The organism is Pseudomonas sp. B34(2017), assembly GCF_002112915.1.
GTDB classification, from domain to species: domain Bacteria; phylum Pseudomonadota; class Gammaproteobacteria; order Pseudomonadales; family Pseudomonadaceae; genus Aquipseudomonas; species Aquipseudomonas pharyngis.
In genome coordinates this window covers 344,573-370,463 of record NZ_NEJA01000006.1, presented here as the reverse complement: position 1 = coordinate 370,463, position 25,891 = coordinate 344,573, and the positions used below count along the sequence as shown (strand labels likewise).

Sequence of the window (25,891 nt, the reverse complement as noted above, 5' to 3'; positions counted from 1 at the left end):
ACCGAGAACAGGGCAAGGAGTGACAGCATGAGTCAGGAATGGGATGCCGGTCGGCTGGACAGCGACCTCGAAGGCGTAGCGTTCGATACCCTGGCCGTACGTGCCGGTCAGCACCGTACGCCGGAAGGCGAGCACGGTGATCCGATGTTCTTCACTTCCAGCTACGTGTTCCGTACCGCCGCTGACGCCGCCGCACGGTTTGCCGGGGAAGTGCCGGGCAACGTCTACTCGCGTTACACCAACCCGACCGTGCGCGCGTTCGAAGAGCGCATCGCCGCGCTGGAAAGCGCCGAGCAGGCGGTGGCTACGGCGACGGGCATGGCCGCGATCATGGCAGTGGTGATGAGCCTGTGCAGTGCCGGCGATCATGTGCTGGTGTCGCGCAGCGTGTTCGGTTCGACCATCAGCCTGTTCGAGAAGTACTTCAAGCGTTTCGGTGTGGAAGTCGATTACGTGCCGCTGGCCGATCTGTCGGCCTGGGATGCAGCGATCAAATCCAACACCAAATTGCTGTTTGTCGAGTCGCCGTCCAATCCGTTGGCTGAGCTGGTGGATATCACCGCGCTGTCGGAAATCGCGCACGCCAAGGGTGCGATGCTGGTGGTCGACAACTGCTTCTGCACGCCTGCCTTGCAGCAGCCGCTAAAGCTCGGCGCAGACATCGTTGTGCATTCGGCCACCAAGTTCATCGATGGCCAGGGCCGTTGCATGGGCGGTGTGGTTGCCGGTCGCAGCGAGCAGATGAAAGAAGTCGTCGGTTTCCTGCGTACCGCCGGGCCGACCCTGAGCCCGTTCAACGCCTGGATCTTCCTCAAAGGTCTGGAAACCCTGAACCTGCGGATGAAGGCACACTGCGCCAACGCCCAGCAACTGGCCGAATGGCTGGAGCAGCAGGACGGTATCGAGAAGGTGCATTACGCCGGCCTCAAGAGCCATCCGCAGCACGAGCTGGCTCAGCGTCAGCAGAAAGGCTTCGGCGCGGTGGTGAGCTTTGAGGTGAAGGGCGGCAAAGAGGGCGCCTGGCGCTTCATCGATGCGACCCGTTTGATCTCGATCACCGCCAACCTGGGTGACAGCAAAACCACCATCACCCACCCGAGCACTACGTCCCACGGCCGTCTGGCGCCGCAGGAGCGTGAGGCTGCCGGCATTCGTGACAGCCTGATCCGCATCGCGGTCGGTCTGGAAGATGTCGCTGACCTGCAAGCCGACCTGTCGCGCGGTTTGGCGGCGTTGTGATCGAGTTGTCTACGCCAAAGATCGGCACCCGTGGCCGCGTTGCATTGGTCACGGGTGCCGCGCGGGGGATCGGTCTGGGCATCGCGGCATGGCTGATCAGCGAAGGCTGGCAGGTGGTGTTGACGGATCTGGATCGTGCGCGGGGTTCGAAAGTGGCGAAGGTGCTCGGCGAGAACGCCTGGTTCATCGCCATGGACGTCGCGGACGAAAGTCAGGTGGCGTTGGGTGTCGCTGAGGTGCTGGGGCAGTTTGGTCGTCTGGATGCGCTGGTGTGTAACGCTGCAGTGGCCGATCCACACAACATCACGCTGGAAAGTCTCGATCTGGCGTACTGGAATCGGGTGCTGGCGGTGAACCTCGGTGGGCCGATGTTGCTGGCCAAGCACTGTGCGCCGTATCTGCGTGCGCACAACGGGGCGATCGTCAATCTGGCCTCGACCCGTGCGGCGCAGTCGGAACCTGATACGGAGGCGTACGCGGCGAGCAAGGGTGGCTTGCTGGCGTTGACTCACGCGCTGGCGATCAGCCTCGGGCCGGAGATTCGCGTCAATGCGGTCAGTCCGGGCTGGATCGATGCGCGGGATCCATCTGCCCGGCGCGCGGAGCCGCTGACCGACACCGATCATGCCCAGCATCCTGCGGGCAGGGTAGGGACGGTCGAGGATGTGGCGGCGATGGTGGCGTGGTTGCTGTCGAAGAATGCGGGGTTTGTGACCGGGCAGGAATTCGTGGTCGATGGCGGCATGACCAAGAAGATGATTTATACGGAATGAAGCAATTTCGTCTTTTTTAGAAAAACTTCAATCCTGCTATTGACTTAGGTTCGCTACCTGCGTAAATTTCGCGGCCTCGGAGATGCAAACGGGTGATTAGCTCAGCTGGGAGAGCGTCTGCCTTACAAGCAGAATGTCGGCGGTTCGATCCCGTCATCACCCACCACTCCCGAGAGACTTGCGCAAGCAAGAGCGTAGGCTGAAAGTGCCTGCACCGACGCGCAGCGGTAGTTCAGTCGGTTAGAATACCGGCCTGTCACGCCGGGGGTCGCGGGTTCGAGTCCCGTCCGCTGCGCCATATTTAACGAGTCAGGCACTGTCTGGTTCGCGATTGAAAAGCACCGAAGCTTTCAGTCAAACGAGTTACTTGAGCGTCAGCTCAAAGCGATACGCAGCGGTAGTTCAGTCGGTTAGAATACCGGCCTGTCACGCCGGGGGTCGCGGGTTCGAGTCCCGTCCGCTGCGCCATATCTGTTTCAAGGACCACTGAACGCCTTGAAACACCGAAAGCAACCTCTGGTTGATTCGGAATCGATAGCAAAGACCCTGGTCGAAAGACCGGGGTTTTTTGTGTCTGAAATTTGACCTCTCCCAAATTCCTCCCTTGTAGCCGGCGACGAACCCTGGCCGTGGCTCGTTCGATGCTGCCGGGCAATCTACCTGCGTCTCCGAGTCGCTGCGATGCAATGCCGCATTGATTTTTTGACTCTTTAGTCAAATTTTTGTAACTGGTTGTTTGCTGCGAGCTCAGAAACCTATAAAGTTAACCTTTCGGTCAGCTTTGCACTGTCATCACGCTCTTTGCTTCGTCAAAAAGGGCTTCTGCAAGACTCGAGATTCCCAGTAGATAACCAGAAGGGCGGATCCATAACCGTCCAGAGGATGATCCATGTCCAACCGTGAAATATCCCGGCGCTCGTTCCTTCAGGGCGGGCTGGTGGCGGGTGTGAGTGTCACGCTCACGCCGCTCAGCAGTCAGGCGCTGGCTGCCTTGATGGAAAACAGCGTGACTGTGCCGTCCGAGCAATGGCTCGGCAGCAACGGCAAGGCACGCCAGCGTAACGATGCATTGTCCAAGGTCTGCGGCAGCAAAGTGTTTGCTCGCGACATCCGTTCCAAGGACATGCCGGGTTGGCCCCAGCAGCAAGGCCACGCCATGTTGTTGAAAACCATCAAGGCTGACCGTATCTACGAAGGCTATGACCTGTCGTGGCTCGGCGCCGATCTGCAGCCTGATCGGATCGTTACCGCCGCCGACCTGGACAAGGACGGCATCGTGTTCCCTGAAGAGCACGCACCGGATCCGCTGCTGCCGGAAGGCAAGGTGCCGATGTTCATCGGTCACCCGGTCGCGATCCTGATCTGGAACGACTTCGAGCGGTTCCGTCAGGCCAAGAACAAACTCAAATTCAATGACAAAGCGATTCGTTACGGCGCAAAAGTGCCGTTCTACGAAGGCGATCCCTATGGCAGTTTCCGCTATGTGCGCGTCGGTGGCCCGACGTCGGCGGACGAAGACGAGTTCGCCAGCCTCAAGGACTCGATCCTGTTCCCGATGCTGAAGAACCGTCGTCCGGTGTGGAATTCCCAACCGAACCTGCACGGCAACCTGACCGAACGCGGCCTGTTCTACGCCGACCGCATGAAGAAAGAGATCGACACTCCGCCGGACAACTGGCTGGTGTTCGACGAGCGCTACAAAACTCCGTCGATCGAACCTGCTGCGATGGAGCCGGACAACGGCAACGGCTGGTACGACCCGGCGACCAAGACCCTGCATTTCGTCGTCGCCACCCAGTGCCCGCTGGAAACCGCCACCGAGACCGCGAAGATGATCGGGCCGTCGCGTTTCGGCCTGGCGAACCTGAACATGCACCCGGGTTACACCGTCGGTTACGGTTCCAAGGACCACAACATTTTCGTCTACTACGCGGCCCTGGCGGCGTTGTACGGCGCGGGTGTACCGATTCGCCTGGCCAACGACCGCTACGAGCAATTCCAGAGCGGCATCAAGCGTCACCCGTTCGACATCCGCTACCAGTTGGCAGTGGACAAGACCGATCACAGTTTCAAAATTTTCCGCGCCGAGATGAGCGTCGATGGTGGCGGTCGGATCAACTACAGCCCGTCGGTGGCTGCCGTTGGTGCCACTGCCGCGCAGTCGATCTACTACATGCCGCAGAACGACCTGCAGGTCACCGCTTACCATTCCCGCGCCGTTGAAGCAGGTTCGATGCGCGGCTACGGCACCCTGCAGAGCATGGCTTCCACCGAGATGATGGTCGACGAAATCGCCGATCGCCTTGGTGTCGATGCCATCGATCTGCGCCGCAAGAACGCGCTGCGCTCGGGGATGAAAAACACCCAGGGCGCGATCCCGGCCGGTGCGTTGCGCCTGCACGAGATTCTCGACAAGGCTTCGTTGCACGAAGTCTGGAAAAACCGCGACGCGATCAAGAAACAGCGCGAAGCGGCAGACCCGGACAACTGGTATGGCGTGGGTTTTGCCATTTGCCAGAAAGACTTCGGCACCGGTTCCGAAGCACCGATGGCCAGCATCGAGTTCACCGCTGAGGGGCGCATTTCCCTGCGTCACATCGGTATCGAGATCGGCACTGGCATGTCCACCTCGCAAGCGTTGGTGGTGGCTGACTTCCTCGGCAGTGCGGCTCACGACGTGAAGACCGGCGAAACCGAGTGGGATGAGATGCAGCTGGTCACCGCCGGCAACCCTTACATCATGAGCCAGGCCGAGCAGGACAACTTCCTGCGCAATCCGCGCTGGGTCGGCAAGCTGGCATCGGCTTCGTCCGCGACCAACTCCGCCTACTACTTCAGCCACGCCACCCGTGAAGCGGCACGCGTGCTGTTCAACCACGGTCTGTGGCCGGCGGCGCTGGAGATCTGGCGTCAGGGCCCGTACGGCGGCCAGGCCAACCCTTACGTGGTGCGTCGCGAAGATGCGCATTGGGTCGACGGCAAACTCACCGCCAACGGCATGCAGCCGCTGACCTTCGAAGAGCTGGCCAAGCGTGCTCACGAGCGCGGTCTGGTCACTGGCGCCACGGTTCACGGTTTCAACCGCTGGAGCTGGGCCGAGGCCGAATACAGCATCGATGGCGTGCGCGAGCGACTGCCGCTCGACGGTCTGGCGGTGAAGTACGGCGACGGCGCCCCGAAAGCGAAAAAGGCGCAGATGACCAGCGCCGGCTTCCATCTGCTGGATCGGCAGAACATCGCCTATCCGGTGGTTCAACTGAACAACGCCGCCGTGACCTACTACAGCCCGGTCGCAACGCTGGTCGAGTTGAAGGTCAACAAAGGTTCGGCGGAAGTCGAAGTGCTCAACCATCACTCGTGGCTGGAGTGCGGCCGGGTGCTGGTCGAAGAACTGGTTCGTGGCCAGCTCGAAGGCGGGATCGCCATGGGTATCGGTCACGCCTTGATGGAAGAGATGCCGCTGTACGAAGGCGGGCCGGGGGAGGGTGACTGGAACTTCAACCGTTATCGCCTGCCGATGGCGCGCCATGTGGCGGTGTGGAAGCAGACGTCGGAAATCCTGCCGCCGCTGTCCCCAAGCGACCCGTCCAAAGGCATCGCCGAAGTGGTGATGATTCCGGTGGTCGGTGCCATCGGTAACGCCGTGGCCCACGCCATCGGTAAACGTGTTCGCGATCTGCCAATCACTGCTGCGCGCATCAAGGAGGCCCTCAATGGCTAACCGTCCGCTTCAACTGACCCTCAACGGTCAATCCGTCGGCCCGGTGGACATCCCTGATGACCTGCCGATGATCGATTACCTGCACGAATACAAGAACCTCACCGGTTCGCGCCTGGGCTGCGGCCAGGGCATCTGCCACGCCTGCGTGGTGATCGTCGACAACCCGGATGGCACCAGCGAAGAAGTGCGCACCTGCATCACCGGCGCGCATTATTTCGAGGGCAAGAAAGTCCGCACCATCGAAGGCCACGCCAAGCGTGACGAGCAAGGCCAGGTCACCGAGCTGAACCCGATCCAGCAGCGTTTCGTCGACGAATTCGCCTTCCAGTGCAGCTACTGCGCGCCGGGGTTCGTCAACGCCGCGACCGTGCTGGTGGAAAAGCTGCAACGCCAGCCAATCGTCAAAAGCAAACTGGAGCAAGTTATCGAGGACAGCCTCGGCCATCACATCTGTCGTTGCACCGGGTACGTGCGTTATTACAACGCCACCCGCAACGTGCTGACCGATCTCGGCCTGGTCAAGGAGGGTTAAGCATGAAGCAACTACTGACCCGCCTGACCCTGGCGGTCGGGCTGGCTGCGCCTGTGTTGGCGGTGCACGCGGATGATCAGGTCAAGCGCGGCGAATACCTCGCCCGCGCCGCTGACTGCATGGCCTGCCACACGGCGCCGGGTGGTGCGCCGTATGCCGGCGGGCTGCCGATCGTGTCGCCGTTCGGCACGATCTACGGTACCAACATCACGCCGAGCAAGGAGCACGGCATCGGTCTCTACACCGATGAAGAGTTCTTCGCCGCGCTTACCGAAGGCAAGCGGCGTGACGGCGCCAACTTGTACCCGGCGATGCCGTACACCTCGTATCACTTGATGCCGCGTGCGGATTCGGATGCGATTCACGCGTATCTGAAAACCATCGAGCCAATCGAGCGTGCCGCGCCGGTGACGAGCCTTAGCTTTCCGTTCAACGTGCGTCCGGGCTTGATCGGCTGGAACATGATGTACGGCAACGCCTTGAAGCTGGAGCCTGCCGAAGGCAAAAGCGACGCCTGGAAACGCGGCCAGTACATGGTCGAAGTGTTAGGCCATTGCGGCGAATGCCATACGCCACGCGGCCTGCCGGGCGCGATGCAGTTGGATAAGCGCCTGACCGGCGGCATCCTTAACGGCTATCTGGCGCCGAGCCTGCTGGCAACCGACTTGGCGGCACGCGGCTGGAACCATCAGGACCTGAGCACGTTCCTCAAGCACGGCATGAGCGCCCAGGGCACGATGTTCAACGAGATGTTCCCGGTGTTCCACAACAGCACCCAGGGCCTGAATGATCCGGATCTGGCGGCGATGGCGACTTTCCTGCTGGGCGATAAGCCTCCGGCGGCGAAAGAACTGACCGAAGTGCCGGTGGAAAAACTCAGTGTCAGCGCCCAGCGCGGCCGTCAGGAATACTTGAACGTCTGCGCCGGCTGTCACGCGGCCGGTGGCGAGGGCAAACCGCACATCGCGGTGGCCATGCGCGGCAACACCACGTTGCGTCTGGAAGACCCGCGCAACCTGTTGCGCGTGATCGAGGATGGCATCGGCGAACAGAAATTCGCCGGGTTCGAGCACATGCAGTCGATGCCGGGTTTTGCCGACAAGCTCAGTGCCGAACAACTGACCGATCTGCTGAACTACCTGCGTCAGGGTTGGGGTGGTCAGTCGGCCGAGCTGGCGGTTGGTGATGTGCAGAAGCTGCAGGCTGATGCGCCGTCCGTTGAGCACAAGGCGCACTGATCATGCAGCATCTCGATCTGCAAGTGGTTCGACGGGCGCTGGAGTGGTCGACGGCGGGGCAACGCATCTGGCTCTGCACCGTGCTGACCACCTACGGCTCGGCACCTCGCGCGCCAGGTTCGCTGCTGGCGGTGAACGACGGCGGGCAGTGGATCGGGTCGCTGTCCGGTGGTTGCGTCGAGGACGATTTTCTCGAGCGCGTCGCCGAAGGTGCGTTTCTCGATGCGATCAACGTCGTGCGTTATGGCGAAGGTGACGATCCGCGTTCGCGGGTCAGCCTGCCGTGCGGAGGCATTCTCGATGTGCTGGTAGAGAAATTTGACGCCAGTTGCGATGTGCAGGCGCACCTGCGCGAACTCGAATCGGCGTTGCTGGGGCAGCGCCGGTTGATTCGCGAGGTCGATCTGACTACTGGTGCGCGCAGCCTGTTTGCCGATCGCGAACAGGGTGCGCGGATCGAACGTGAGATCGACCGGGTACGGATCCGCATCGGTGCCGCTCAGCGTTTGCTGTTGGCGGGATATTCCAGCGTGGCGCAGGCCTGTGCGGAGTTCGCGGTTGGTCTCGGCTTCGAAGTGATTCTCTGCGACCCGCGTGAAGAAGTGCTGAAAGACGTGGTGCTCAATGGCGTGGAGATTCGCCGGCAATTGCCGTCGATGTTTATTGCCGATGGCGGTTGCCACCGTGATACCGCGGTGGTGGCCTTGACCCATGATCCGCGCATCGATGATCTGGCGATGATGGAAGCTGTGCGCACCGAGGCGTTTTACATCGGCGTGATGGGTTCGTTGCAGACTTCACAGAAGCGCTTCGAGCGTTTGCGTAGGGTTGGCGGTCTGGGGGAGAGCGAGCTGGCGCGAATTCATGCGCCGATCGGCCTCAACCTGGGCAGCAAGACGCCGGCGGAAATTGCTCTGGCGGTGCTCGCAGACATTCTGCGGATTCGCAGCGGGATTGCGCGGGATCAGTTGTGATTGATGCTGGATGTAAAAAGGGCCGCTATTCAGCGGCCCTTTTTTTCGCGCGTCAGAAACCGAGCTTGTCGCGCAGTCCGTAGTACCACGCGCCCAATGCGGCAAACGGTGTGCGCAGCAGTTGCCCGCCGGGGAAAGGGTAGTGCGGCAGATCAGCAAAGGCATCGAAACGCTCGGCTTGTCCGCGCAGTGCCTCGGCCAATACCTTGCCGGCCAGGTGCGTGTAGGTCACGCCGTGGCCACTACAGCCCTGGGAGTAATAGATGTTGTCGCCCAGGCGTCCGACCTGAGGCAGGCGCGACAGGGTCAGCAGGAAATTGCCGGTCCAGGCATAGTCGATTTTCACATCCTTGAGCTGCGGGAAGGCCTTGAGCATTTTCGGGCGGATGATCGCTTCGATGTTCGCCGGATCCCGCGCGCCATACACCACACCGCCGCCGAAGATCAGACGCTTGTCGCCGGTGAGGCGGTAGTAGTCGAGCAGGTAGTTGCAGTCCTCGACGCAGTAGTCCTGCGGCAGCAGGGATTTCGCCAGCTCATCGCCCAGTGGCTCGGTGGTGATGACCTGAGTGCCGCATGGCATCGATTTGGCCGCCAGCTCCGGCACCAGATTGCCGAGGTAGGCGTTGCCGGCAACGATGATGAATTTGGCCCTGACTTTGCCCTGCGGCGTGTGCACGACCGGATTGGCGCCGCGTTCGATGCGCACCGCCGGTGACTGTTCGTAGATGGTGCCGCCAAGGGATTCCACGGCAGCAGCTTCGCCCAGCGCCAGGTTAAGCGGGTGGATGTGGCCGCCGCTCATGTCGAGCATACCGCCGACGTACTGATCGCAGGCAACCACTTCGCGGATGCGGCGCTGATCGAGCAGTTCCAGTTGGGTATGGCCGAAGCGTTCCCACAAGCGTTTCTGCGATTCCAGGTGGCCCATCTGCTTGGCGGTGAGGGCGGCGAATACGCCGCCGTCCTTCAGGTCGCACTGGATGTTGTATTTGCTGACACGCTCACGAATGATCCGGCCGCCTTCGAAGGCCATCTGCCCGAGCAGTTGCGCCTGTTTCGGGCCGACGCTGCGTTCGATCACATCAATGTCACGGCTGTAGCTATTGACGATTTGCCCGCCATTGCGCCCCGAGGCGCCGAAACCGACCTTGGCGGCTTCCAGAACGGTCACGCGAAAACCGTTCTCCAGCAGGAACAGCGCCGAGGAAAGTCCCGTATAACCAGCGCCGATCACACAGACATCCGTCTCCACGTCATCCTGCAGGGCAGGACGTGGTGGTGCGGCGTTGGCCGATGCAGCGTAATAAGACTCTGGGTAAGGGGTGTTCGCCATCCTGCAGCCTCTGTTTAATATATTTTACGAGTGCGGCGATCCTACCCCAGTTGAAAAACCTCCGCCAGCCACCAGGAAATCTTCTCGCGGCGGGTCGAAATTAAATATTTTGCATATTCATAGGGTTAGGTGAAAAAAAGGTGTTGACACCCCTCCGGAATTCCGTAGAATGCCGCCTCACAGCAGGCACGTAGCTCAGTTGGTTAGAGCACCACCTTGACATGGTGGGGGTCGTTGGTTCGAGTCCAATCGCGCCTACCAAACAAAATCCGCTCTGCTGGGCGGTCTGAAAGGGCTCACCGAAAGGTGGGCCCTTTTTTGTTGTCTGCGATTTTCAGAACCTTTGCAAATTTCCGTTTGGTCGACCGCAGCTACACTTCGGCACATTTGCAGGGGGGGTATTCATGAGTCGCCAATTCAGGCGCGCCTGTCCAGGCGACATCGAAAGCCTGTTGAAGATTGATCCTGTCGCTGAAAAAGATAGCTGCCGTCGAGCGTGTATCGCGAGGTCGGTTGGGGCGCATGAGTGCTGGGTTGTCTGTGAGACTGACAATCCTGGCGTTCTTCTCGGCTACGGCTGTTTGGATCGAAGCTTTTTCGGTGAGTGGTTCATATCCCTCGTGGTCGTCTCCAGTGCGAGCAGGCGTTCCGGCGTGGGTCGGCAAATCGTGAGTGGTCTGGAGCATCACGCTGTTGCAGGCAAGATCTTCACGTCGACCAATGCGTCCAACTTGCCGATGCGGCAGCTGCTGATAAATCTTGAATATCAGCATAGCGGAATGGTGGAGAACCTTGCCCCGGGGGATCCTGAACTCATTTTTGTAAAATTCTTGAGCCATGCGCGTATTGACTGCGAAGGATTTTGATCCATTCGTCGCCGACTTTCGTGAGCATCCTTTTAAATAGTGTGGATATTTAAGGGGTTACGGATTTTATTAACCATTCGGTTATCAAAAATACGTTGTTACAAGACGAATAAATCAGTAATATCCGCCCCGCGTTCACCACCACGGTTTATGCATTTTTAAATCCCAAGCTTCCATCAGCTGCTTGGGATTTTTTTTGCCCGCGATTTGCCTTTCCCGCGCCTCTGCCAGTCTCTCGTCTCGCCCGCTTCCGTTTTTCCGGGAGGGGGTGACAGGCAAGTCCACACTTTTTCGACTACTACTGTCAGGCTGATTTCGCCTCTGCCGGACAGGAGTTCATCAATGCTGGTTCACTGGTTTCTTGCAGCGATTCATCTATTGGCATTTGCCATGGGCTTCTGGGCGGTGTTGACGCGTGGGACGGCCTTCAGTCGCCTGGCGTCCGGCTCGGGTGAAGTCGGGCGCGTATTGCTTGCCGACAATCTCTGGGGGCTCTCGGCGCTGGTGCTGCTCATCACCGGCGGCATGCGCGCCTTTGCCGGTTATGAGAAGGGAGCCGACTACTACCTGCATCAGCCGCTGTTCCATCTGAAGATGACGTTGTTTGTGCTGATTCTGCTTCTGGAACTGGTGCCGATGATCACTCTGATCAAGTGGCGCGTGGCCAAGGCGCGCGGCGCTATCCCTGACACGGAGCGTGCCAGGGTGTTTGCGCGGATCAGTCATGCCGAAGCGCTGCTATTGATATTGATGGTCGTGGCGGCTACCGGAATGGCGCGTGGCGTTACATTCGGCTAGGCGGGCGAGATTCCCATTCGCTATTCGGAAATATCCGACAGCCAACCCTTTGAATGACGGTTAGTATCGGTCGCGAGAAGGGTGAGGCGGGAAGGGGCGTGGCACGCGCCGTCACCAGGGAGGTGGGGGAATGGCAATACGGCGCTTGAATCTTTAGCCAGTCATTGCGCGCAGGCAAACGAACTGGCTACTGACTGCGGTAGGGCTCAGGGCGTTTGTGGCTTGTCCGGAGCGGTCAGGCCAGCCTGGATGCGCTGGTAGATTTCTTCCCGGTGCACTGCAACGTTCTTCGGAGCATTGATGCCGATTCGAACTTGCTGGCCGCTGACGCCGAGAATGGTGATCGTGATGTCATCACCAATGTTTATGCTTTCACCGACTTTGCGGGTGAGTATCAGCATGGTCTTCTCCTTGATTGCTTTGTAGGGCACCTGATTCAGACAGTGCAGAGGTCGGTGGTACGTATAGATTAGTGCGAAGTCTTAAAGTCTGGGTGCCTCTTTCTGACGCGCAGCAGCGGCATTAATTCCCAGCGCGTAACTATACAGGGGCTGTCAGCATCAATCTCGTCCTTTTGTGCCCATTTTGCGGGGCTCCGAAAGTATTCTCGAATGTTAAGATCGCCGCTTTGAAAAATCAGAGGGAAGCGTTGTGCGCAAATTGGTCTGGGTAGTCGCGGCACTGGCATTGGCAGGATGTGGCGAAGGCAAGAGTGTGGATGCGCAAAAAGCGAAACCGGCGGTGGTAGCGGCGCCTGCTGCGGTGGGCCCGCAGTGGGATCTCGAAGTGCGCGGTGAAACCCCTCAGGCGGTCAGCGACCTCAGCGGCTGGCTGATCGAGCATGCCTTTGTGGCCAGTGTCGTCAAGGACGCCAGCGGCAAGACCCGGATCCTCCTCGGCCCTTTCAATTCGAAGGCTGACGCCGAGGCGCGTCAGGCAGATGTGAATGCAGCGCTGGTCAAGGCGAAGAAGCAGAACATCGAAACGCTGGTGATCGAGCGCCCGGCGGCGCAATAAGGATCCATTCGGCGGAGCTGACTAAAGGGTGTCCGGCGTGATTCGTTTTTCAAGGAGTCACTGAAGATACCCAGAAGGAGCTCCGCATGGCCTCCGCCAATCCTTACAAATTGTTCGACGTCGTTTTGCGTCACAAGCAGCAGTTGAGCCCGCATCTCATGCGGATCACGCTCGCAAGCCCCACGGTCACCGAGATGGCGACCTGGGCGCCGGATCAGCGAGTGAAGCTGTTTTTCCCGGCAGTCGACGGTTCACCCGCCAGGCTTTCTCAGGGCGAGGGGTGGTACGCCCGTTTCCGCTCGATGCTGATCGATCGTCGCCCGGCGATGCGCACCTACACCATCCGCCACTTGCGTGCCGAAGCAGGCGAAGTGGATATCGATTTCGTACTGCACGGCGAGACCGGTCCAGCCTCCCGTTGGGCCTTGCGATCCCAGCCCGGCGAGTCGATGCAGATTCTGGCCCCCGACAGCCGATTCTCGGCACAAGAGGCAGGGGGATTTGAATGGAAGCCTCCGCAAACGCTCAAGCAACTTTTGCTGGTCGCCGATGCCACCGCCTTGCCGGCCGCCATGGGGATTCTGGAAGAACTGGCGACACTGGCTGAACCGCCGCAGACCCAGGCGTTTTTTGAGGTCGACAGTCGTGAAGACATGTTGGCGGTTCCTGACTGGCCCGGGCTTTTGGTGCAATGGCTGATTCGCGATCAGGCAGTTGCAGGTACGTTGATGGTGGAAGCCGTGCGGCAGGCGACGTTGCCTGTCGATGCATCGCCGGTTGGGCAAGCGGTCGAACTGGCGGATGTCGACATCGAAGAAGAAATTCTTTGGGAGATCGCCGATACGGCCAGCGAGGGATTCTATGGCTGGATCGCCGGCGAATCCGCTGCGGTCATGAGTCTGCGCAAATACCTGATCAAGGAGCGCGGCATCCCTCGCGAGTCGCTCAATCTGATGGGCTACTGGCGTTTCAACAAGTCCGGCGGTTGAGCACAAAAAAGGCCTTGAGTTTATCGCTCAAGGCCTTTTCTTTTGATCAGGCAATCAACCGCAGGCTTTCAGGTTCACCGGGCCGACAAATTCGTTACCGCGTCCCATCACGCACGCCACGCTCTGATTGCGTTGGCGTTCCCAGTCTTGCACTGGATAAGTCTTGTCCCAAGCTTCGTACAATTGCCGATCCTGCTTCGACAAGCGCAAACCATATTGTTTGCTCATGTAAAAGTAGGTGCGGGCGATCATGCCGCGGATCGAAGGGCGGGGCATGACCTTCTTCGCCTTGAAGTCGACCTGAGTCAGGCATGAGCCGTACTGACCCTTTTCGACCGGCAACCAACCGTAGCTGAAATTGCTGCGGTCGCCATTCACCTCGCCGATGCTCGGCACCAGGTTGTGCAGGTCGGCTTCGGCTTTCTGATAGCTCGGGTCATAGCGGGTGCAATTCTTGCGACCGCCTTCCTGCCAGCATTGACGTTGATGGCCGAACTGCCACGCGGGAACGATGTGCTCCCATTCGATGCGGGATGCACGTTTGGCGTTCTTGCGTGGGACATAGCCGCAGGCGGCCAGATCGACCTTGTTGCCGGTGTATTTGCACCCGCAATAGAACTCGGTGGATTGTGGGGCGTACAGTTTCCAGGCGACCTTCTTGGCTTCGGTGAATGTACGCGGTGCGCCAGCGTGCGCGCCCAGGGAAATGAACAGCAACAGCACAGCAGCAAAACGCAGAATCATTGAATCAATCTTCCTTCGGCACAACCCAGAAAATCTGTACACCGCCATCGTCGCGGTAGGCGAGGGTGACGTTGTCGTTCTCGTCGATCTCTTCCAGCAAGCGCTCCCATTCATCCGCCGGCTCGTCTGGAAGGCGGAAGATCAGCGCGGCTTTGGCTTTTTGTGCGGTAGGGGAGTTGATGATTTTTTGAACGCGCATGCCCATGCGTTCGTAAGCGTCAGGAGCATCAGGGGAAGTGGCCACGAGGTTATCCTTATTAAGCTGTACGTGCATACAGTATTTAACTGTAGGCATTTTCGCAACTGCTTAAAATTCAAGAAAATCCTCTGACAGCGGTTTTCCGGTTTTGGTGTCGCGCAGGTGTAATTTTTCTTTGGCGAAGGCGGGAGCTTCACCCTCCGTCAGGTTGACGGAGGGTGAAGCCAGTGCCCGATCAGCAATGGATCGGTCGAAGGCAGATCAGTATTCCCAGAACATCCGTTGCAGCTCTTTGCTGTCGTTGGTCTTGGTCAAGGCAACCATGGCCAGGATGCGGGCTTTCTGTGGGTTCAGGTCGTGAGCAACCACCCAGTCGTATTTGTCGTCAGGCTGTTCGGCGTTGCGCAGAACGAAACCACCAGCATTGACGTGGGACGAGCGAATGATTTGCACGCCGTCCTTGCGCAGCGCTTGCAGGGTCGGAACCACGCGGGAGGAAACCGAGCCGTTGCCGGTACCGGCATGGATGATCGCCTTGGCGCCGGACTGGGCGAGGGCCTTGTAGGCTGTGTCGCTGACATTGCCGTAGGAATAGGCGATTTCTACATCAGGAAGGCTCTTGATGTTTTTGATATCGAATTCCGAGTCCATGGTGTGGCGCTTGGCCGGCAGACGGAACCAGTAGGATTTGCCTTCAACTACCATGCCGAGTGGGCCCCAGGCGCTTTTGAAGGCTTCGGTCTTGATGTTGATCATTTTGCTGACATCGCGACCCGACTGGATTTCATCGTTCAGGGTCACCAGTACGCCTTTGCCGCGAGCCTCTTTGCTGCTGGCGACGGCCACGGCGTTGTACAGGTTCAGCATGCCGTCTGCCGACATGGCGGTGCCCGGGCGCATGGAGCCGACGACGATGATCGGCTTGTCGGTTTTTTCCACCAGGTTCAGGAAGTACGCGGTCTCTTCCAGGGTGTCGGTGCCGTGGGTGATGACGATGCCATCGACGTCTTTGCTGTCGGCCAGTTCGGAAACGCGACGACCCAGTTGCAGGAGGTTTTCGTTGGTGATGCTTTCCGAGGCGATTTGCATGACCTGCTCGCCACGCACATTGGCCAGCGTGCTCAGCTCGGGAATGCCGGCGATCAATTGTTCGATGCCCACTTTCGCAGCCTGATAGGTCGCGCTGTTGGCAGCGCTGGCGCCCGCGCCGGCAATGGTGCCGCCGGTAGCCAGTACCACTACGTTGGCCAGTTTGGCCTGGGTTTCAGCTTCTTTTGCCTGGAGGGCGGTTGGCAGGAGCAGGAGGAGGGCCAAAGCGCCCGGAACGAAACTCTTCAAAGCAGATGTCATTATTTTTCTCTCTAGTAGTGAGACGGTGCTGATGCAGGTTCATCTAGATGCGCCCCGGGCCGATCTGAATGCCAGGGGTGCAGGAAGGGAGCAGGATCTGTACCAGTCGTACTGTGCGTGAGAAAAATGTTTAACCTTATGATTTAAATCAAGATTTATTCGATGCGTGGTTGTGAAGTTCCCTCGCTCATCCGGGTTTCCGAACGCGGGATGTTTTCTCGTTCGGCTCACCGAAAAGGATTACGAGCTCCGTCCACAGGGGGGGCTGGCCAGTTTTCGGATCTGTGCTAAAGAAAGCGGCGCACTGGCCGATGCGCCTTGATAGGGATCCAATTTTTCAGGAGTTCAAATGTCATTGACTATCGGTTTGCCAAATCCCGGCGCGGTTACCATCGGCGGAAAAACAGCCGCTACGATCAATGCCCTGAGCGAGGCCAACGAGCAAGCAGCGGCCGAAGCGCTGGGCAAAGACGCTGGCGATACGAAGCAAGTCAGAACCGGTGGCGGACCCGTGCAGGAAGAGGCGCCGGCCGAGAGCAGTGGCAATCAAAGCATCACGATAAAAATACTGCTCAAACGCATGAAGGAATTGCAACAGCAATTGCAGGAGCAGCAACAGCAATTGGCTGCCGCGCAGGCAGCGAGTTATCCGACCGAAGAAGCCAAGACAACTGTGGTGATGTCGATTCAGGGGCAGATCGCAGACACCAACGCTGCACTCATGGAAGTGGCCGGCAATCTGGTTCGCGAGATGGCCAAGGGGTCTGGCAGTGGCGGTGTGATCAACACGACTGCGTAGGAAAAGGGGCGATGACTATGATTCGCCCTACAAAAAAAGCAGATTTTCAGTCGTTGACAAATGTCGACAGGATTCGCATAGTTCGGTCTACGCAAACGTTTGCGCGGTCTTCGCGGTGAATTGATTTCGTCGTGGGGTGCAGCGAGCTTACGCCAGCGCAAGCGTTGCTCACAATAATCATAAGATCGGAGTGAACCCATGAAGCTGCCATTCGCTGGACGTCTTCTTGCTGTCGCCATGCTGGCTGCCGCATCCGCCGCACTGCCTGTCTCTTCGGCTTTCGCCGAGTCCCCTGAAAAACCCAAAGTCGCCCTGGTCATGAAATCCCTGGCCAACGAATTCTTCCTGACCATGGAAGACGGCGCCAAGGCCTACCAGAAAGAACATTCCGCCGATTTCGACCTGATCTCCAACGGCATCAAGGACGAAACCGATACGGCGGGGCAGACGCGCATTGTCGAGCAGATGATTCTGGCGAAGGTCAACGCGCTGGTTATCGCACCGTCTGATTCCAAGGCGATGGTGCCGGTGATCAAAAAGGCCGTCGATGCCGGTATCACTGTGATCAACATCGATAACCAGCTCGATCCGGCTGTGATCAAGAGCAAGAACATCAGCGTTCCGTTCGTAGGCCCGGATAACCGTAAAGGCGCGCGTCTGGTGGGCGAGTACCTGGCCAAACAACTGAAGGCCGGTGACGAAGTCGGCATCATTGAAGGCGTCTCCACGACGACCAACGCCCAGCAGCGTACCGCTGGCTTCAAGGATGCGATGGAGGCTGCACAGATCAAGGTTGTTTCCCTGCAGTCCGGCGACTGGGAAATCGACAAGGGCAACAAGGTGGCCGCTTCGATTCTCAGCGAGTACCCGGACGTCAAGGCGCTGCTGGCCGGCAACGACAGCATGGCTGTGGGCGCCGTTTCCGCCGTGCGCGCTGCCGGCAAGGCCGGTCAGGTGCAGGTTGTCGGTTACGACAATATCAATGCCATCAAGCCCATGCTGAAGGACGGTCGCGTTCTGGCGACCGCCGACCAGTACGCTGCGAAGCAAGCGGTGTTCGGTATCGAGACCGCGCTGAAAATCATCAAGGGCGAGAAAGTCGACAGCGGTGCGAATGGCGTGATCGAAACGCCTGTCGAGCTGGTCACCAAGTAAGTCCTTTGGCGACACAATGGCGCTCGTCCGTCCGGGCGAGCGCATGGAGATTTTTATGTCAGTTTCCGCTCCGATCGCTGTCCTCTCGGTCAGCGGTATCGGCAAGACCTATGCGCAACCGGTACTGACCGGCATCGATCTGACGTTGATGCGCGGTGAAGTGCTGGCACTGACCGGTGAGAACGGTGCAGGTAAAAGCACCCTGTCGAAGATCATCGGTGGCCTGGTCACCCCTACCACCGGCCAGATGCAGTTCCAGGGCAAGGATTATCGCCCCGGCAGTCGCACGCAGGCTGAAGAACTGGGTGTGCGCATGGTCATGCAAGAGCTCAATCTGCTGCCGACGCTTTCGGTGGCGGAGAACCTTTTTCTCGACAACCTGCCGAGCAATGGTGGCTGGATCAGTCGCAAGCAACTGCGCAAAGCCGCTATCGAAGCCATGGCTCAAGTCGGTCTCGATGCCATCGACCCGGACACACTGGTCGGCGAGCTGGGCATCGGTCACCAACAAATGGTCGAGATCGCCCGAAACCTGATCGGCGATTGTCATGTGCTGATCCTCGACGAACCGACCGCGATGCTGACCGCCCGTGAAGTTGAGATGCTCTTCGAGCAGATCAGCCGGTTGCAGGCGCGTGGCGTCTCGATCATCTACATCTCCCACCGCCTCGAAGAACTGGCCAGGGTCGCTCAGCGCATTGCTGTGTTGCGTGACGGCAACCTGGTTTGCGTCGAACCGATGGCCAATTACAACAGCGAGCAACTGGTCACCCTGATGGTCGGTCGCGAGCTGGGCGAGCATATCGATCTGGGGGCTCGCAATATCGGCCCGCCGGCCCTGACGGTCAAAGGCCTGACCCGCTCCGACAAGGTTCGCGACGTTTCCTTTGAGGTTCGCGCCGGCGAGATTTTTGGCATTTCGGGGCTGATCGGAGCTGGGCGCACCGAACTTTTGCGGTTGATCTTCGGCGCCGACGTCGCGGACAGCGGCACGGTGGCGCTCGGTTCGCCGGCAAAAACGGTAAGCATTCGTTCGCCTGTGGATGCGGTGCGCAATGGCATCGCCTTGATCACGGAGGATCGCAAGGGCGAAGGCCTGCTGCTGAGCCAATCGATCAGCGCCAACATTGCCTTGGGCAACATGCCGGAAATTTCCAGCGGCGGGTTCGTCAACAATGGCGATGAAACGAAGCTCGCGCAACGGCAGATCGACGCCATGCGCATCCGCAGTTCCAGTCCGACGCAGCTGGTGTCCGAGCTGTCCGGCGGCAATCAGCAAAAGGTGGTGATTGGGCGCTGGCTCGAACGCGACTGTTCGGTGCTGCTGTTCGACGAGCCGACTCGCGGTATCGACGTCGGTGCCAAATTCGATATCTATGCCTTGCTCGGCGAACTGACCCGGCAGGGCAAGGCCTTGGTCGTGGTGTCCAGCGATTTGCGCGAGTTGATGCTGATCTGCGACCGCATCGGTGTGTTGTCGGCGGGGCGTCTGATCGATACGTTCGAACGCGACAGCTGGACCCAGGATGACTTGCTTGCCGCCGCATTCGCCGGCTACCAGAAACGTGATGCGTTGCTCAACGAAGCAGCGCCTAGGGATCTCCCATGAAAACTGCATCTTCCGCCGGCAAATCCAGTGGCAATTTCTACGGCCTCGGGACTTATCTGGGGCTCGCCGGTGCGTTGCTGGCAATGATTGCGCTGTTCTCGGTCATGAGCAGCCATTTCCTGTCATACAACACCTTCAGCACCCTGGCCAACCAGATTCCTGACCTGATGGTTCTGGCGGTGGGCATGACGTTCGTCCTGATCATCGGCGGGATCGACCTGTCGGTGGGCTCGGTACTGGCACTTGCGGCCTCCACTGTCAGCGTGGCGATTCTTGGCTGGGGCTGGAGCGTATTGCCGGCTGCCTTGTTGGGTATGGCCGTCGCAGCGTTGGCCGGCACGGTTACCGGCTCAATTACCGTGGCGTGGCGAATTCCGTCATTTATCGTGTCGCTGGGTGTGCTGGAGATGGCCCGTGGCCTGGCCTATCAGATGACCGGTTCGCGCACGGCCTACATCGGTGACTCCTTTGCGTGGCTGTCGAACCCGATCGCCTTTGGCATTTCACCCTCGTTCATCATTGCCTTGCTGGTCATTTTCGTTGCCCAGGCCGTTCTGACCCGTACCGTGTTCGGTCGCTATCTGATCGGCATTGGCACCAACGAGGAAGCAGTGCGTCTGGCGGGGATCAATCCCAAGCCCTACAAGATCCTGGTGTTCAGTCTGATGGGCCTGCTCGCCGGTATTGCGGCGCTGTTCCAGATTTCCCGGCTGGAAGCGGCCGACCCGAACGCCGGTTCCGGCCTTGAGTTGCAAGTCATCGCTGCGGTGGTGATCGGCGGTACCAGCCTGATGGGTGGGCGTGGTTCTGTGATCAGCACCTTTTTCGGCGTGTTGATCATTTCCGTGCTGGCGGCCGGCCTGGCGCAGATTGGCGCGACCGAACCGACCAAGCGCATCATCACCGGTGCGGTGATCGTGATCGCCGTGGTGCTCGACACCTATCGCAGTCAACGCGCAAGTCGACGGGGCTGATAAATGGCAACGATCAAGGATGTGGCGGCACTTGCAGGAATTTCCTACACGACCGTGTCCCACGTAGTAAACAAGACCCGACCGGTGAGCGAAGAGGTGCGGCTCAAGGTCGAGGCGGCGATCAAGAGTCTCGACTATGTGCCGAGCGCCGTGGCCCGATCGCTGAAAGCGAAAACCACCGCCACCATCGGTTTGCTGGTGCCCAACAGCCTCAACCCGTACTTCGCCGAACTGGCGCGCGGAATCGAGGATTACTGCGAGCGTAACGGCTACTGCGTAATTCTCTGCAACTCCGACGACAACCCGGACAAGCAGCGCAGCTACCTGCGGGTGCTGCTCGAAAAGCGCATCGACGGCTTGATCGTCGCGTCTGCGGGTGGCGACAGCGGTCTGGCGCAAGGACTGGCGGGCGTGAAGACACCGATGGTGATTGTCGACCGTGGTCTCGAAGGCGTGGACGCCGACCTGGTGCGCATCGATCACGAATATGGCGCCTACCTTGCGACGCGGCATCTGCTTGAACTTGGTCATCGCGATATCGCCACGATCGGTGGTCCGGCCAGTACCAGTGTTGCGCAAATGCGTCAGGCCGGTTTTAGTCGCGCGTTGAAAGAGGCCGGTGTTGAAGTGTCCCCGTCGCGCATGCTGGAAAGCGACTTCACCAGCACTGGCGGTTACAACGCGGCTTCCGTCCTGCTTGAGCGCAATCCGCCGAGCGCGATTTTTGCCGGTAACGACATGATCGGCATCGGTGTGCTGCGAGCGGCGGCGGAGCGCAACGTGCGCGTGCCTGCCGAACTGTCGGTGATCGGTTTCGACGATATCCAGATGAGCCGTTACGTGTATCCCGCGCTGACGACTGTGGGCCAGTCGATCCTTCAGTTGGGGGAAATGGCGGCGGAAGTTTTGTTGCGAAGAATTGCCACCCCGGGTCTGGCGACGGATCAGCGGATCGTGACCCCGAGTATTGTCCTGCGCGAATCGACTGCACCGCTGTCCGGCGTGTTCACCGAATACCGCTGAAACGAATTGAAGAGTAGTGATGTATGTCCGCAAATGTAGTGGTAATAGGCAGCCTGAACATGGACTTGGTCACCCGGGCGCCACGCTTGCCCCGGGGCGGTGAGACGCTGATCGGTCATTCCTTCACTACCGTGTCCGGGGGCAAGGGCGCCAATCAGGCCGTAGCTGCCGCGCGACTGGGTGCGCGGGTGTCGATGGTCGGCTGTGTCGGCAACGATGACTATGGCGTGCAATTGCGCGACGCGTTGCTGGCCGAGCAGATCGATTGCCAGGCGGTCAGCGTGGTGGAGGATTCCAGTGGCGTGGCGCTGATCGTGGTCGATGACAACAGTCAAAACGCGATTGTCATCGTGGCCGGCGCCAATGGTTCGATGACTCCGGCGGTTGTCGACCGGTTTGACGCCGTGCTGCAGGCTGCCGACGTGATCATTTGCCAGCTGGAAATCCCCGATGCCACGGTAGGCCATGCGCTGAAGCGCGGACGTGAACTGGGCAAGACGGTCATCCTTAACCCGGCGCCGGCCAGTCGCCCGCTGCCAACGGACTGGTTTGCTGCAATCGATTACCTTATTCCCAACGAGAGCGAGGCCGCCGCCCTCAGCGGTTTGCCGGTGGACTCATTGGAGACCGCTGAAAAAGCAGCAGCGCACCTGATGTCACTGGGCGCCGGCAAGGTCATCATCACGCTTGGGGCTCAAGGCTCATTGTTCGCCAACGGCACGGGTTACCGGCATTTTCCTGCACCCAAAGTGAAGGCTGTCGATACCACTGCCGCCGGGGATACGTTTGTCGGCGGATTTGCGGCTGCGCTGGCGACCGGCAAAACCGAGGACGAGGCCATTCGCTTCGGGCAGGTCGCTGCGGCCCTGTCGGTCACCCGGGCAGGTGCCCAGCCCTCCATTCCTACCACCTCCGACGTACAGGCATTCAAACCCGCATGAAAAAGACTCCTTTGCTCAATGTCGCCCTTTCGCGGCTGATTGCTTCCCTCGGCCACGGCGACATGGTCGTGATCGGCGATGCCGGCCTGCCGGTACCGCCGGGTGTCGAGTTGATCGACCTGGCGTTGACGCACGGCGTGCCGGATTTCGTCAGCACCCTGAAAGTCGTGCTCAGCGAGATGCAGGTGGAAAGCCACGCACTGGCCAAGGAGATTTTCGACAAGCAACCGACTGCGCTGCCCACGCTGGACGAGCTGAATGACGAAGGCTCGCTCGGGCGTCGCGATTTGCTCAGTCACGAGCAATTCAAGGTACTCAGCCGACAGGCACGAGCGATTGTTCGTACGGGTGAATGTCAGCCGTACTGCAACATCGTGCTGGTGGCCGGTGTTACGTTCTAAACAGGGTTCGCCCCTTTTGATTTCATCTGCACAAGGAATGCGCCATGCACCGCTATGCTCAAAAAATGCATCAATTGATTCGGAGTCTGCTGCTTTTGTCCGTGATAACCGCGACCGGCGCCCAGGCGGCGGAAAAGATCGACCTGATCATCGACACCGACCCTGGCGCCGATGACGTGGTCGCCCTGTTGTTTGCCCTGGCCTCCCCGGAGGATTTGAACATTCGTGCGTTGACCACCGTCGCTGGCAACGTGCGTCTGGACAAGACTTCGCGCAATGCGCGGTTGGCCCGTGAGTGGGCAGGGCGGGAAGAGATTCCGGTGTACGCCGGCGCGCCAAAACCGTTGATGCGCACGCCGATCTACGCCGAAAACATCCATGGCAAGGAAGGCCTGTCGGGTGTCACCGTGCACGAACCGAAAAAAGGCCTGGCCGAGGGCAATGCTGTCAACTACCTGATCGACACCCTGAAAAAAGCCAAGCCACACAGTATCACTATTGCGATGCTCGGCCCGCAGACCAACCTGGCCCTGGCGCTGATCCAGGAGCCGGAGATTGTTCAGGGAATCAAGGAAGTAGTGATCATGGGGGGCGCCCACTTCAATGGCGGCAATATCACGCCAGTGGCCGAGTTCAATCTGTACGCCGACCCGCAAGCCGCGGAGGTGGTGCTCAAAAGCGGCGTGAAACTGACTTACCTGCCGCTGGACGTGACCCACAAGATCCTGACCAGTGACGCGCGCCTGAAGCAGATCGCGGCGCTGAACAACAATGCGAGCAAGATTGTTGGCGACATCCTCAACGAGTACATCAAAGGGGATATGGAGCACTACGGCATTCCGGGTGGCCCGGTGCATGACGCCACTGTCGTGGCTTACCTGCTCAAGCCTGAGCTGTTCACGGGGCGTTCGGTGAATGTGGTGGTCGACAGCCGTGAAGGCCCGACCTTCGGCCAGACCATTGTCGACTGGTATGACGGCCTGAAGGCGCCGAAGAACGCTTTCTGGGTGGAGAGCGGTGACGCCCAGGGCTTCTTCGACCTGCTGACCGAGCGTCTCAAGCGTCTGAAGTAAGCGATACGCCCGCAGGTGCCAGCTTGCGGGCTTTTACTCCCTCCCGGTGTCCGATGCCCCTTTGATGTCATCGGGATATTTCTCGAACAGCTGGGCAATGAATGACTGCGCGCCCTGCGTTCCCAGCGACTTCACCAGCAAATCGATAGTGATCAATGCCAATTCCTCCGGACTGCCCGGACTATAGGAACTGTGCCCTTGTGGCCAGGTGGCCTTGATGTCGGCGGTAATGCTTACGGTGGTCATGGCAAGGCTCGGTCGCGAGATCGGATTTTTGAGTTAACCATTTTGTCGAGCGTTTGGCACTGCGACTTAGGCATGAGCGCAGGGCTATGCGACACTTGGTCGTTTCCGCAGAAAACAAGGATTGCGCTGTGCAGATCGATCTGAATAGCCCCGATGGCCTGACCCTTGATGCTGTCCGCCGGATGCTGGCGTCGGCCAGTGATGACGAACATACCCAACTGCGCGTGACCAAGGGCGGGATTGCCTATATCTCTTCGGGTGTCACTGGCGGCCAGGACATCGATGGCCTGCTGTTTCGCTTGGAGACCTGGGCAAAAGGCTCGGGGTATGTGGGAAATGTCGCGGCCAGCGACGAAGTCTGGGTCATGCAGATTTTCAATGCGCTCAAAGACAATTGGCCGAATCCGCCTTACGACTACATTGATGTCTATTGAGCCTTATTAATATTCAGTGACGTTTTACGGGGTGAGATTTCAGGCGTTGCTCAGGCACACTCGGCGTTTTTCCGATCGTGGGGCAGGGGGATGGCTCTCACCGTGAAACCAAACGCCGTATTGGCGGTCGCACGATCTCTGCTCAAAATTGAAATAAGGAGGCTTCATGCCTTGGAAATTCGCGTCACTGGGTGCACTGATGACCGTTGCTGTGTTGGCGGGTTGCAGCACAACCTCCAGTGAGTCGCAAAAGGATCCAGTGACGACTGAGGCCGGCCTTGGTCGTTGTGAGGCGTCGGCAGCGGAATTCGCTCTCGGCAAGAAAGCTTCGCCGGAGCTGTTGGAGCAGGCACGCCAAAAAGCCGGTGCGCAGAACGCCCGGTTCCTCAAGCCCAATGACATGATTACTTTGGAGTACCGCTCTGATCGCCTCAACCTGAATACCGATCAGAACCTGGTGGTCACCCGCGTCAACTGCGGCTGAATCTGTCGAGCTTTTGTATCACCCATAAAAAACCCCGTCACCTGGACGGGGTTTTTTTAGTGCGCCGGGAAATTACTCTGGGCGAACTTGTGCAGCTTGCATACCCTTTTGGCCTTTCTCAGCCACGAAGGAGACGGTTTGGCCTTCTTTCAGGCTTTTGAAACCGTCAGTTTCGATAGCTTTGAAGTGTACGAACAGGTCGTCACCGCCACCTTGAGGAGTGATGAAGCCGAAGCCTTTTTCATCGTTGAACCATTTAACGGTGCCGGTTTGGCGATTAGACATGGTGTATCTCCAAGAAACATATATTTTCAGTAGTACTGTGCTGCTCAGGCCAACTGGGCACACCGGGGTATCATAGTCGAAATGTTCGCTTTGGTAGCCCCCCGGACGTGCTGTTTGCCAATCAGTCGTGTTTTCTTTACTGCCTGTTTCGGCTGGAGGCCCCGGTTTAAAAGGCTTTTCGCGAAAAGTAAAGACAATAAAAAAACCTGTAAAACCTGCATAAATCGTACGAAAAGGCCTGAATCAGATGCCTTTCAGCGGGGCTGGGGGCAGTGAAAAGGCCTGTTTCATCATTTTTTCGCCGGGACGTTGGCCTTGCATTTGGCAATTTGCCCCAGAGCTTTTTGTTGCAGCTCAGGCGTGGCCTTGTTGTCCATCAATGACTGAATGTCGCTGGCCGGATAAGACTTGATGGCATCGGCACCGCACGCGCAGTGGGATTTTGCGGCAGCGGCACCGATTTGCGGAGTGGCCGCCTGGGTGCACTGAGCCATGTATTTCTCACGCTCGCCCTTTGGCCAGTCGGCGTGGGCGCTCAGCGGCAGCAGCAAAACGAGGGGGGCGACTGCAGCAAGCAGGGTATTAAGACGCATGCGAGGATGCTCCTTGTGGGTCAATGTCTTGTTATCTGAGGGCCCAAAGGCCGATCAAGTTCAGCACTCTGGCATAAAACAGACGATTTGCCTCTTGG

The 25,891-nt window shown here is 59.0% G+C and carries 28 protein-coding genes and 4 tRNA genes; 24 read left to right on the top strand and 8 right to left on the bottom strand.

Annotated elements, in window-relative coordinates:
- The first annotated feature begins 27 nt into the window (after positions 1–27).
- The 9 genes from CAF80_RS21055 to CAF80_RS21015 all read left to right on the top strand — a co-directional run bounded on the left by CAF80_RS21055 (position 28) and on the right by CAF80_RS21015 (position 8,477).
- Positions 28–1,239, top strand: coding sequence for an O-succinylhomoserine sulfhydrylase (locus CAF80_RS21055; protein WP_085667869.1), 1,212 nt, complete (start codon positions 28–30; stop codon positions 1,237–1,239).
- Complete coding sequence (locus CAF80_RS21050; RefSeq protein ID WP_085667868.1) at positions 1,236–2,012, top strand: SDR family oxidoreductase; 777 nt, start codon at positions 1,236–1,238, stop codon at positions 2,010–2,012. The genes CAF80_RS21055 and CAF80_RS21050 overlap by 4 nt, the downstream gene beginning before the upstream one ends.
- Positions 2,013–2,102: 90 nt before the next feature.
- Positions 2,103–2,178, top strand: a tRNA-Val gene (locus tag CAF80_RS21045).
- A gap of 55 nt (positions 2,179–2,233) precedes the next feature.
- Positions 2,234–2,310: transfer RNA gene (locus tag CAF80_RS21040), tRNA-Asp, on the top strand.
- A 93-nt stretch (positions 2,311–2,403) separates the two neighbouring features.
- Positions 2,404–2,480 (top strand) — tRNA-Asp (locus CAF80_RS21035).
- Between the two features lie 421 nt (positions 2,481–2,901).
- Positions 2,902–5,733 (top strand): xanthine dehydrogenase family protein molybdopterin-binding subunit, encoded by a 2,832-nt coding sequence (locus CAF80_RS21030; protein WP_074687692.1) that lies wholly within the window; start codon positions 2,902–2,904, stop codon positions 5,731–5,733.
- Positions 5,726–6,265, top strand: coding sequence for a (2Fe-2S)-binding protein (locus tag CAF80_RS21025; protein ID WP_039771584.1), 540 nt, complete (start codon positions 5,726–5,728; stop codon positions 6,263–6,265). Before CAF80_RS21030 ends, CAF80_RS21025 begins: the two co-directional genes overlap by 8 nt.
- Before the next feature lie 2 nt (positions 6,266–6,267).
- The gene (locus CAF80_RS21020; protein WP_039771582.1) at positions 6,268–7,503 is read left to right on the top strand and encodes a cytochrome c; all 1,236 of its coding nucleotides are present in this window, start codon (positions 6,268–6,270) and stop codon (positions 7,501–7,503) included.
- A 2-nt stretch (positions 7,504–7,505) separates the two neighbouring features.
- Positions 7,506–8,477 carry an XdhC family protein gene (locus CAF80_RS21015; RefSeq protein ID WP_074687694.1) on the top strand — a complete coding sequence of 324 codons (972 nt, stop codon included), beginning with the start codon at positions 7,506–7,508 and terminating at the stop codon, positions 8,475–8,477.
- A 52-nt stretch (positions 8,478–8,529) separates the two neighbouring features.
- Here CAF80_RS21015 and CAF80_RS21010 read toward each other — a convergent pair whose 3' ends face one another.
- Positions 8,530–9,813, bottom strand: a complete 1,284-nt coding sequence (locus CAF80_RS21010; protein ID WP_085667867.1) for an FAD-binding oxidoreductase — start codon at positions 9,811–9,813, stop codon at positions 8,530–8,532.
- Between the two features lie 184 nt (positions 9,814–9,997).
- Between CAF80_RS21010 and CAF80_RS21005 the strand changes: the two genes are divergently transcribed.
- The 3 genes from CAF80_RS21005 to CAF80_RS20995 all read left to right on the top strand — a co-directional run bounded on the left by CAF80_RS21005 (position 9,998) and on the right by CAF80_RS20995 (position 11,477).
- Positions 9,998–10,074, top strand: a tRNA-Val gene (locus CAF80_RS21005).
- Between the two features lie 143 nt (positions 10,075–10,217).
- Positions 10,218–10,679, top strand: a complete 462-nt coding sequence (locus CAF80_RS21000) for a GNAT family N-acetyltransferase (RefSeq protein WP_085667866.1) — start codon at positions 10,218–10,220, stop codon at positions 10,677–10,679.
- A gap of 342 nt (positions 10,680–11,021) precedes the next feature.
- A complete protein-coding gene (locus tag CAF80_RS20995) occupies positions 11,022–11,477 on the top strand; it encodes a DUF2214 family protein (RefSeq protein ID WP_039771575.1) in 456 nt (151 codons plus the stop codon).
- A gap of 206 nt (positions 11,478–11,683) precedes the next feature.
- Here CAF80_RS20995 and csrA read toward each other — a convergent pair whose 3' ends face one another.
- Entirely contained in the window at positions 11,684–11,878 is a 195-nt protein-coding gene (csrA, locus tag CAF80_RS20990; RefSeq protein WP_003179932.1) for a carbon storage regulator CsrA, read from the bottom strand.
- Positions 11,879–12,128: 250 nt separating this feature from the next.
- On the opposite strand from csrA, the gene CAF80_RS20985 reads away from it, so the two are divergent.
- Positions 12,129–12,494, top strand: coding sequence for a hypothetical protein (locus CAF80_RS20985; RefSeq protein ID WP_039771573.1), 366 nt, complete (start codon positions 12,129–12,131; stop codon positions 12,492–12,494).
- An 86-nt stretch (positions 12,495–12,580) separates the two neighbouring features.
- Positions 12,581–13,483, top strand: a complete 903-nt coding sequence (locus tag CAF80_RS20980) for a siderophore-interacting protein (RefSeq protein ID WP_039771571.1) — start codon at positions 12,581–12,583, stop codon at positions 13,481–13,483.
- Between the two features lie 54 nt (positions 13,484–13,537).
- Here the strand turns inward: CAF80_RS20980 and CAF80_RS20975 are convergent, their stop codons facing one another.
- The 3 genes from CAF80_RS20975 to CAF80_RS20965 all read right to left on the bottom strand — a co-directional run bounded on the left by CAF80_RS20975 (position 13,538) and on the right by CAF80_RS20965 (position 15,776).
- On the bottom strand, positions 13,538–14,227 hold the full coding sequence (locus CAF80_RS20975) for an endonuclease (protein ID WP_007956001.1): 690 nt from the start codon (positions 14,225–14,227) through the stop codon (positions 13,538–13,540).
- A 4-nt stretch (positions 14,228–14,231) separates the two neighbouring features.
- Positions 14,232–14,501 (bottom strand): DUF1654 domain-containing protein, encoded by a 270-nt coding sequence (locus CAF80_RS20970; protein ID WP_371855269.1) that lies wholly within the window; start codon positions 14,499–14,501, stop codon positions 14,232–14,234.
- A 186-nt stretch (positions 14,502–14,687) separates the two neighbouring features.
- Entirely contained in the window at positions 14,688–15,776 is a 1,089-nt protein-coding gene (locus CAF80_RS20965) for an asparaginase (RefSeq protein ID WP_007956004.1), read from the bottom strand.
- Between the two features lie 349 nt (positions 15,777–16,125).
- On the opposite strand from CAF80_RS20965, the gene CAF80_RS20960 reads away from it, so the two are divergent.
- The 8 genes from CAF80_RS20960 to CAF80_RS20925 all read left to right on the top strand — a co-directional run bounded on the left by CAF80_RS20960 (position 16,126) and on the right by CAF80_RS20925 (position 23,751).
- Positions 16,126–16,575, top strand: coding sequence for a hypothetical protein (locus CAF80_RS20960; RefSeq protein WP_039771565.1), 450 nt, complete (start codon positions 16,126–16,128; stop codon positions 16,573–16,575).
- A 198-nt stretch (positions 16,576–16,773) separates the two neighbouring features.
- Positions 16,774–17,730 (top strand): sugar ABC transporter substrate-binding protein, encoded by a 957-nt coding sequence (locus CAF80_RS20955; protein ID WP_007956008.1) that lies wholly within the window; start codon positions 16,774–16,776, stop codon positions 17,728–17,730.
- 55 nt (positions 17,731–17,785) lie between these two features.
- On the top strand, positions 17,786–19,339 hold the full coding sequence (locus CAF80_RS20950; protein WP_085667865.1) for a sugar ABC transporter ATP-binding protein: 1,554 nt from the start codon (positions 17,786–17,788) through the stop codon (positions 19,337–19,339).
- Entirely contained in the window at positions 19,336–20,313 is a 978-nt protein-coding gene (locus CAF80_RS20945) for an ABC transporter permease (protein WP_064594871.1), read from the top strand. The genes CAF80_RS20950 and CAF80_RS20945 overlap by 4 nt, the downstream gene beginning before the upstream one ends.
- A gap of 3 nt (positions 20,314–20,316) precedes the next feature.
- A complete protein-coding gene (locus tag CAF80_RS20940; RefSeq protein WP_074687701.1) occupies positions 20,317–21,336 on the top strand; it encodes a LacI family DNA-binding transcriptional regulator in 1,020 nt (339 codons plus the stop codon).
- A gap of 23 nt (positions 21,337–21,359) precedes the next feature.
- On the top strand, positions 21,360–22,277 hold the full coding sequence (gene rbsK / locus CAF80_RS20935; RefSeq protein WP_085667864.1) for a ribokinase: 918 nt from the start codon (positions 21,360–21,362) through the stop codon (positions 22,275–22,277).
- Positions 22,274–22,678 carry a D-ribose pyranase gene (gene rbsD, locus CAF80_RS20930; RefSeq protein ID WP_039771558.1) on the top strand — a complete coding sequence of 135 codons (405 nt, stop codon included), beginning with the start codon at positions 22,274–22,276 and terminating at the stop codon, positions 22,676–22,678. The genes rbsK and rbsD overlap by 4 nt, the downstream gene beginning before the upstream one ends.
- 44 nt (positions 22,679–22,722) lie before the next feature.
- Positions 22,723–23,751 carry a nucleoside hydrolase gene (locus CAF80_RS20925; protein WP_039771556.1) on the top strand — a complete coding sequence of 343 codons (1,029 nt, stop codon included), beginning with the start codon at positions 22,723–22,725 and terminating at the stop codon, positions 23,749–23,751.
- A gap of 33 nt (positions 23,752–23,784) precedes the next feature.
- On the opposite strand, the gene CAF80_RS20920 is transcribed toward CAF80_RS20925, so the two are convergent.
- Positions 23,785–23,997, bottom strand: a complete 213-nt coding sequence (locus CAF80_RS20920) for a hypothetical protein (RefSeq protein WP_085667863.1) — start codon at positions 23,995–23,997, stop codon at positions 23,785–23,787.
- Positions 23,998–24,125: 128 nt separating this feature from the next.
- On the opposite strand from CAF80_RS20920, the gene CAF80_RS20915 reads away from it, so the two are divergent.
- Complete coding sequence (locus CAF80_RS20915) at positions 24,126–24,431, top strand: hypothetical protein (RefSeq protein WP_007956024.1); 306 nt, start codon at positions 24,126–24,128, stop codon at positions 24,429–24,431.
- A 166-nt stretch (positions 24,432–24,597) separates the two neighbouring features.
- Positions 24,598–24,915: an I78 family peptidase inhibitor gene (locus CAF80_RS20910; protein ID WP_085667862.1), complete on the top strand. Its 318-nt coding sequence runs from the start codon at positions 24,598–24,600 to the stop codon at positions 24,913–24,915.
- 72 nt (positions 24,916–24,987) lie between these two features.
- On the opposite strand, the gene CAF80_RS20905 is transcribed toward CAF80_RS20910, so the two are convergent.
- Together CAF80_RS20905 and CAF80_RS20900 are read right to left on the bottom strand one after the other, a co-directional pair.
- Positions 24,988–25,200, bottom strand: coding sequence for a cold-shock protein (locus CAF80_RS20905; RefSeq protein ID WP_007956027.1), 213 nt, complete (start codon positions 25,198–25,200; stop codon positions 24,988–24,990).
- 290 nt (positions 25,201–25,490) lie between these two features.
- Positions 25,491–25,793, bottom strand: coding sequence for a hypothetical protein (locus CAF80_RS20900; protein ID WP_039771551.1), 303 nt, complete (start codon positions 25,791–25,793; stop codon positions 25,491–25,493).
- Positions 25,794–25,891 lie beyond the last annotated feature (98 nt).

Excerpts from the sequence above, each read along its gene's own strand:
- CAF80_RS21025 (WP_039771584.1), top strand. The coding sequence starts at position 5,726 with ATGGCTAACCGTCCGCTTCAACTGACCCTCAACGGTCAATCCGTCGGC.
- CAF80_RS20970 (WP_371855269.1), bottom strand. The coding sequence starts at position 14,501 with ATGCACGTACAGCTTAATAAGGATAACCTCGTGGCCACTTCCCCTGAT.
- CAF80_RS21020 (WP_039771582.1), top strand. The coding sequence starts at position 6,268 with ATGAAGCAACTACTGACCCGCCTGACCCTGGCGGTCGGGCTGGCTGCG.
- CAF80_RS20920 (WP_085667863.1), bottom strand. The coding sequence starts at position 23,997 with ATGACCACCGTAAGCATTACCGCCGACATCAAGGCCACCTGGCCACAA.
- CAF80_RS21030 (WP_074687692.1), top strand. The coding sequence starts at position 2,902 with ATGTCCAACCGTGAAATATCCCGGCGCTCGTTCCTTCAGGGCGGGCTG.
- CAF80_RS20910 (WP_085667862.1), top strand. The coding sequence starts at position 24,598 with ATGCCTTGGAAATTCGCGTCACTGGGTGCACTGATGACCGTTGCTGTG.
- csrA (WP_003179932.1), bottom strand. The coding sequence starts at position 11,878 with ATGCTGATACTCACCCGCAAAGTCGGTGAAAGCATAAACATTGGTGAT.
- CAF80_RS20980 (WP_039771571.1), top strand. The coding sequence starts at position 12,581 with ATGGCCTCCGCCAATCCTTACAAATTGTTCGACGTCGTTTTGCGTCAC.
- CAF80_RS20900 (WP_039771551.1), bottom strand. The coding sequence starts at position 25,793 with ATGCGTCTTAATACCCTGCTTGCTGCAGTCGCCCCCCTCGTTTTGCTG.
- CAF80_RS20965 (WP_007956004.1), bottom strand. The coding sequence starts at position 15,776 with ATGACATCTGCTTTGAAGAGTTTCGTTCCGGGCGCTTTGGCCCTCCTC.
- rbsD (WP_039771558.1), top strand. The coding sequence starts at position 22,274 with ATGAAAAAGACTCCTTTGCTCAATGTCGCCCTTTCGCGGCTGATTGCT.
- CAF80_RS20975 (WP_007956001.1), bottom strand. The coding sequence starts at position 14,227 with ATGATTCTGCGTTTTGCTGCTGTGCTGTTGCTGTTCATTTCCCTGGGC.
- CAF80_RS20925 (WP_039771556.1), top strand. The coding sequence starts at position 22,723 with ATGCACCGCTATGCTCAAAAAATGCATCAATTGATTCGGAGTCTGCTG.
- CAF80_RS20995 (WP_039771575.1), top strand. The coding sequence starts at position 11,022 with ATGCTGGTTCACTGGTTTCTTGCAGCGATTCATCTATTGGCATTTGCC.
- CAF80_RS21015 (WP_074687694.1), top strand. The coding sequence starts at position 7,506 with ATGCAGCATCTCGATCTGCAAGTGGTTCGACGGGCGCTGGAGTGGTCG.
- CAF80_RS20905 (WP_007956027.1), bottom strand. The coding sequence starts at position 25,200 with ATGTCTAATCGCCAAACCGGCACCGTTAAATGGTTCAACGATGAAAAA.
- CAF80_RS20960 (WP_039771565.1), top strand. The coding sequence starts at position 16,126 with ATGTCATTGACTATCGGTTTGCCAAATCCCGGCGCGGTTACCATCGGC.
- CAF80_RS20940 (WP_074687701.1), top strand. The coding sequence starts at position 20,317 with ATGGCAACGATCAAGGATGTGGCGGCACTTGCAGGAATTTCCTACACG.
- CAF80_RS20945 (WP_064594871.1), top strand. The coding sequence starts at position 19,336 with ATGAAAACTGCATCTTCCGCCGGCAAATCCAGTGGCAATTTCTACGGC.
- CAF80_RS21000 (WP_085667866.1), top strand. The coding sequence starts at position 10,218 with ATGAGTCGCCAATTCAGGCGCGCCTGTCCAGGCGACATCGAAAGCCTG.
- rbsK (WP_085667864.1), top strand. The coding sequence starts at position 21,360 with ATGTCCGCAAATGTAGTGGTAATAGGCAGCCTGAACATGGACTTGGTC.
- CAF80_RS20950 (WP_085667865.1), top strand. The coding sequence starts at position 17,786 with ATGTCAGTTTCCGCTCCGATCGCTGTCCTCTCGGTCAGCGGTATCGGC.
- CAF80_RS21010 (WP_085667867.1), bottom strand. The coding sequence starts at position 9,813 with ATGGCGAACACCCCTTACCCAGAGTCTTATTACGCTGCATCGGCCAAC.
- CAF80_RS21055 (WP_085667869.1), top strand. The coding sequence starts at position 28 with ATGAGTCAGGAATGGGATGCCGGTCGGCTGGACAGCGACCTCGAAGGC.
- CAF80_RS20955 (WP_007956008.1), top strand. The coding sequence starts at position 16,774 with ATGAAGCTGCCATTCGCTGGACGTCTTCTTGCTGTCGCCATGCTGGCT.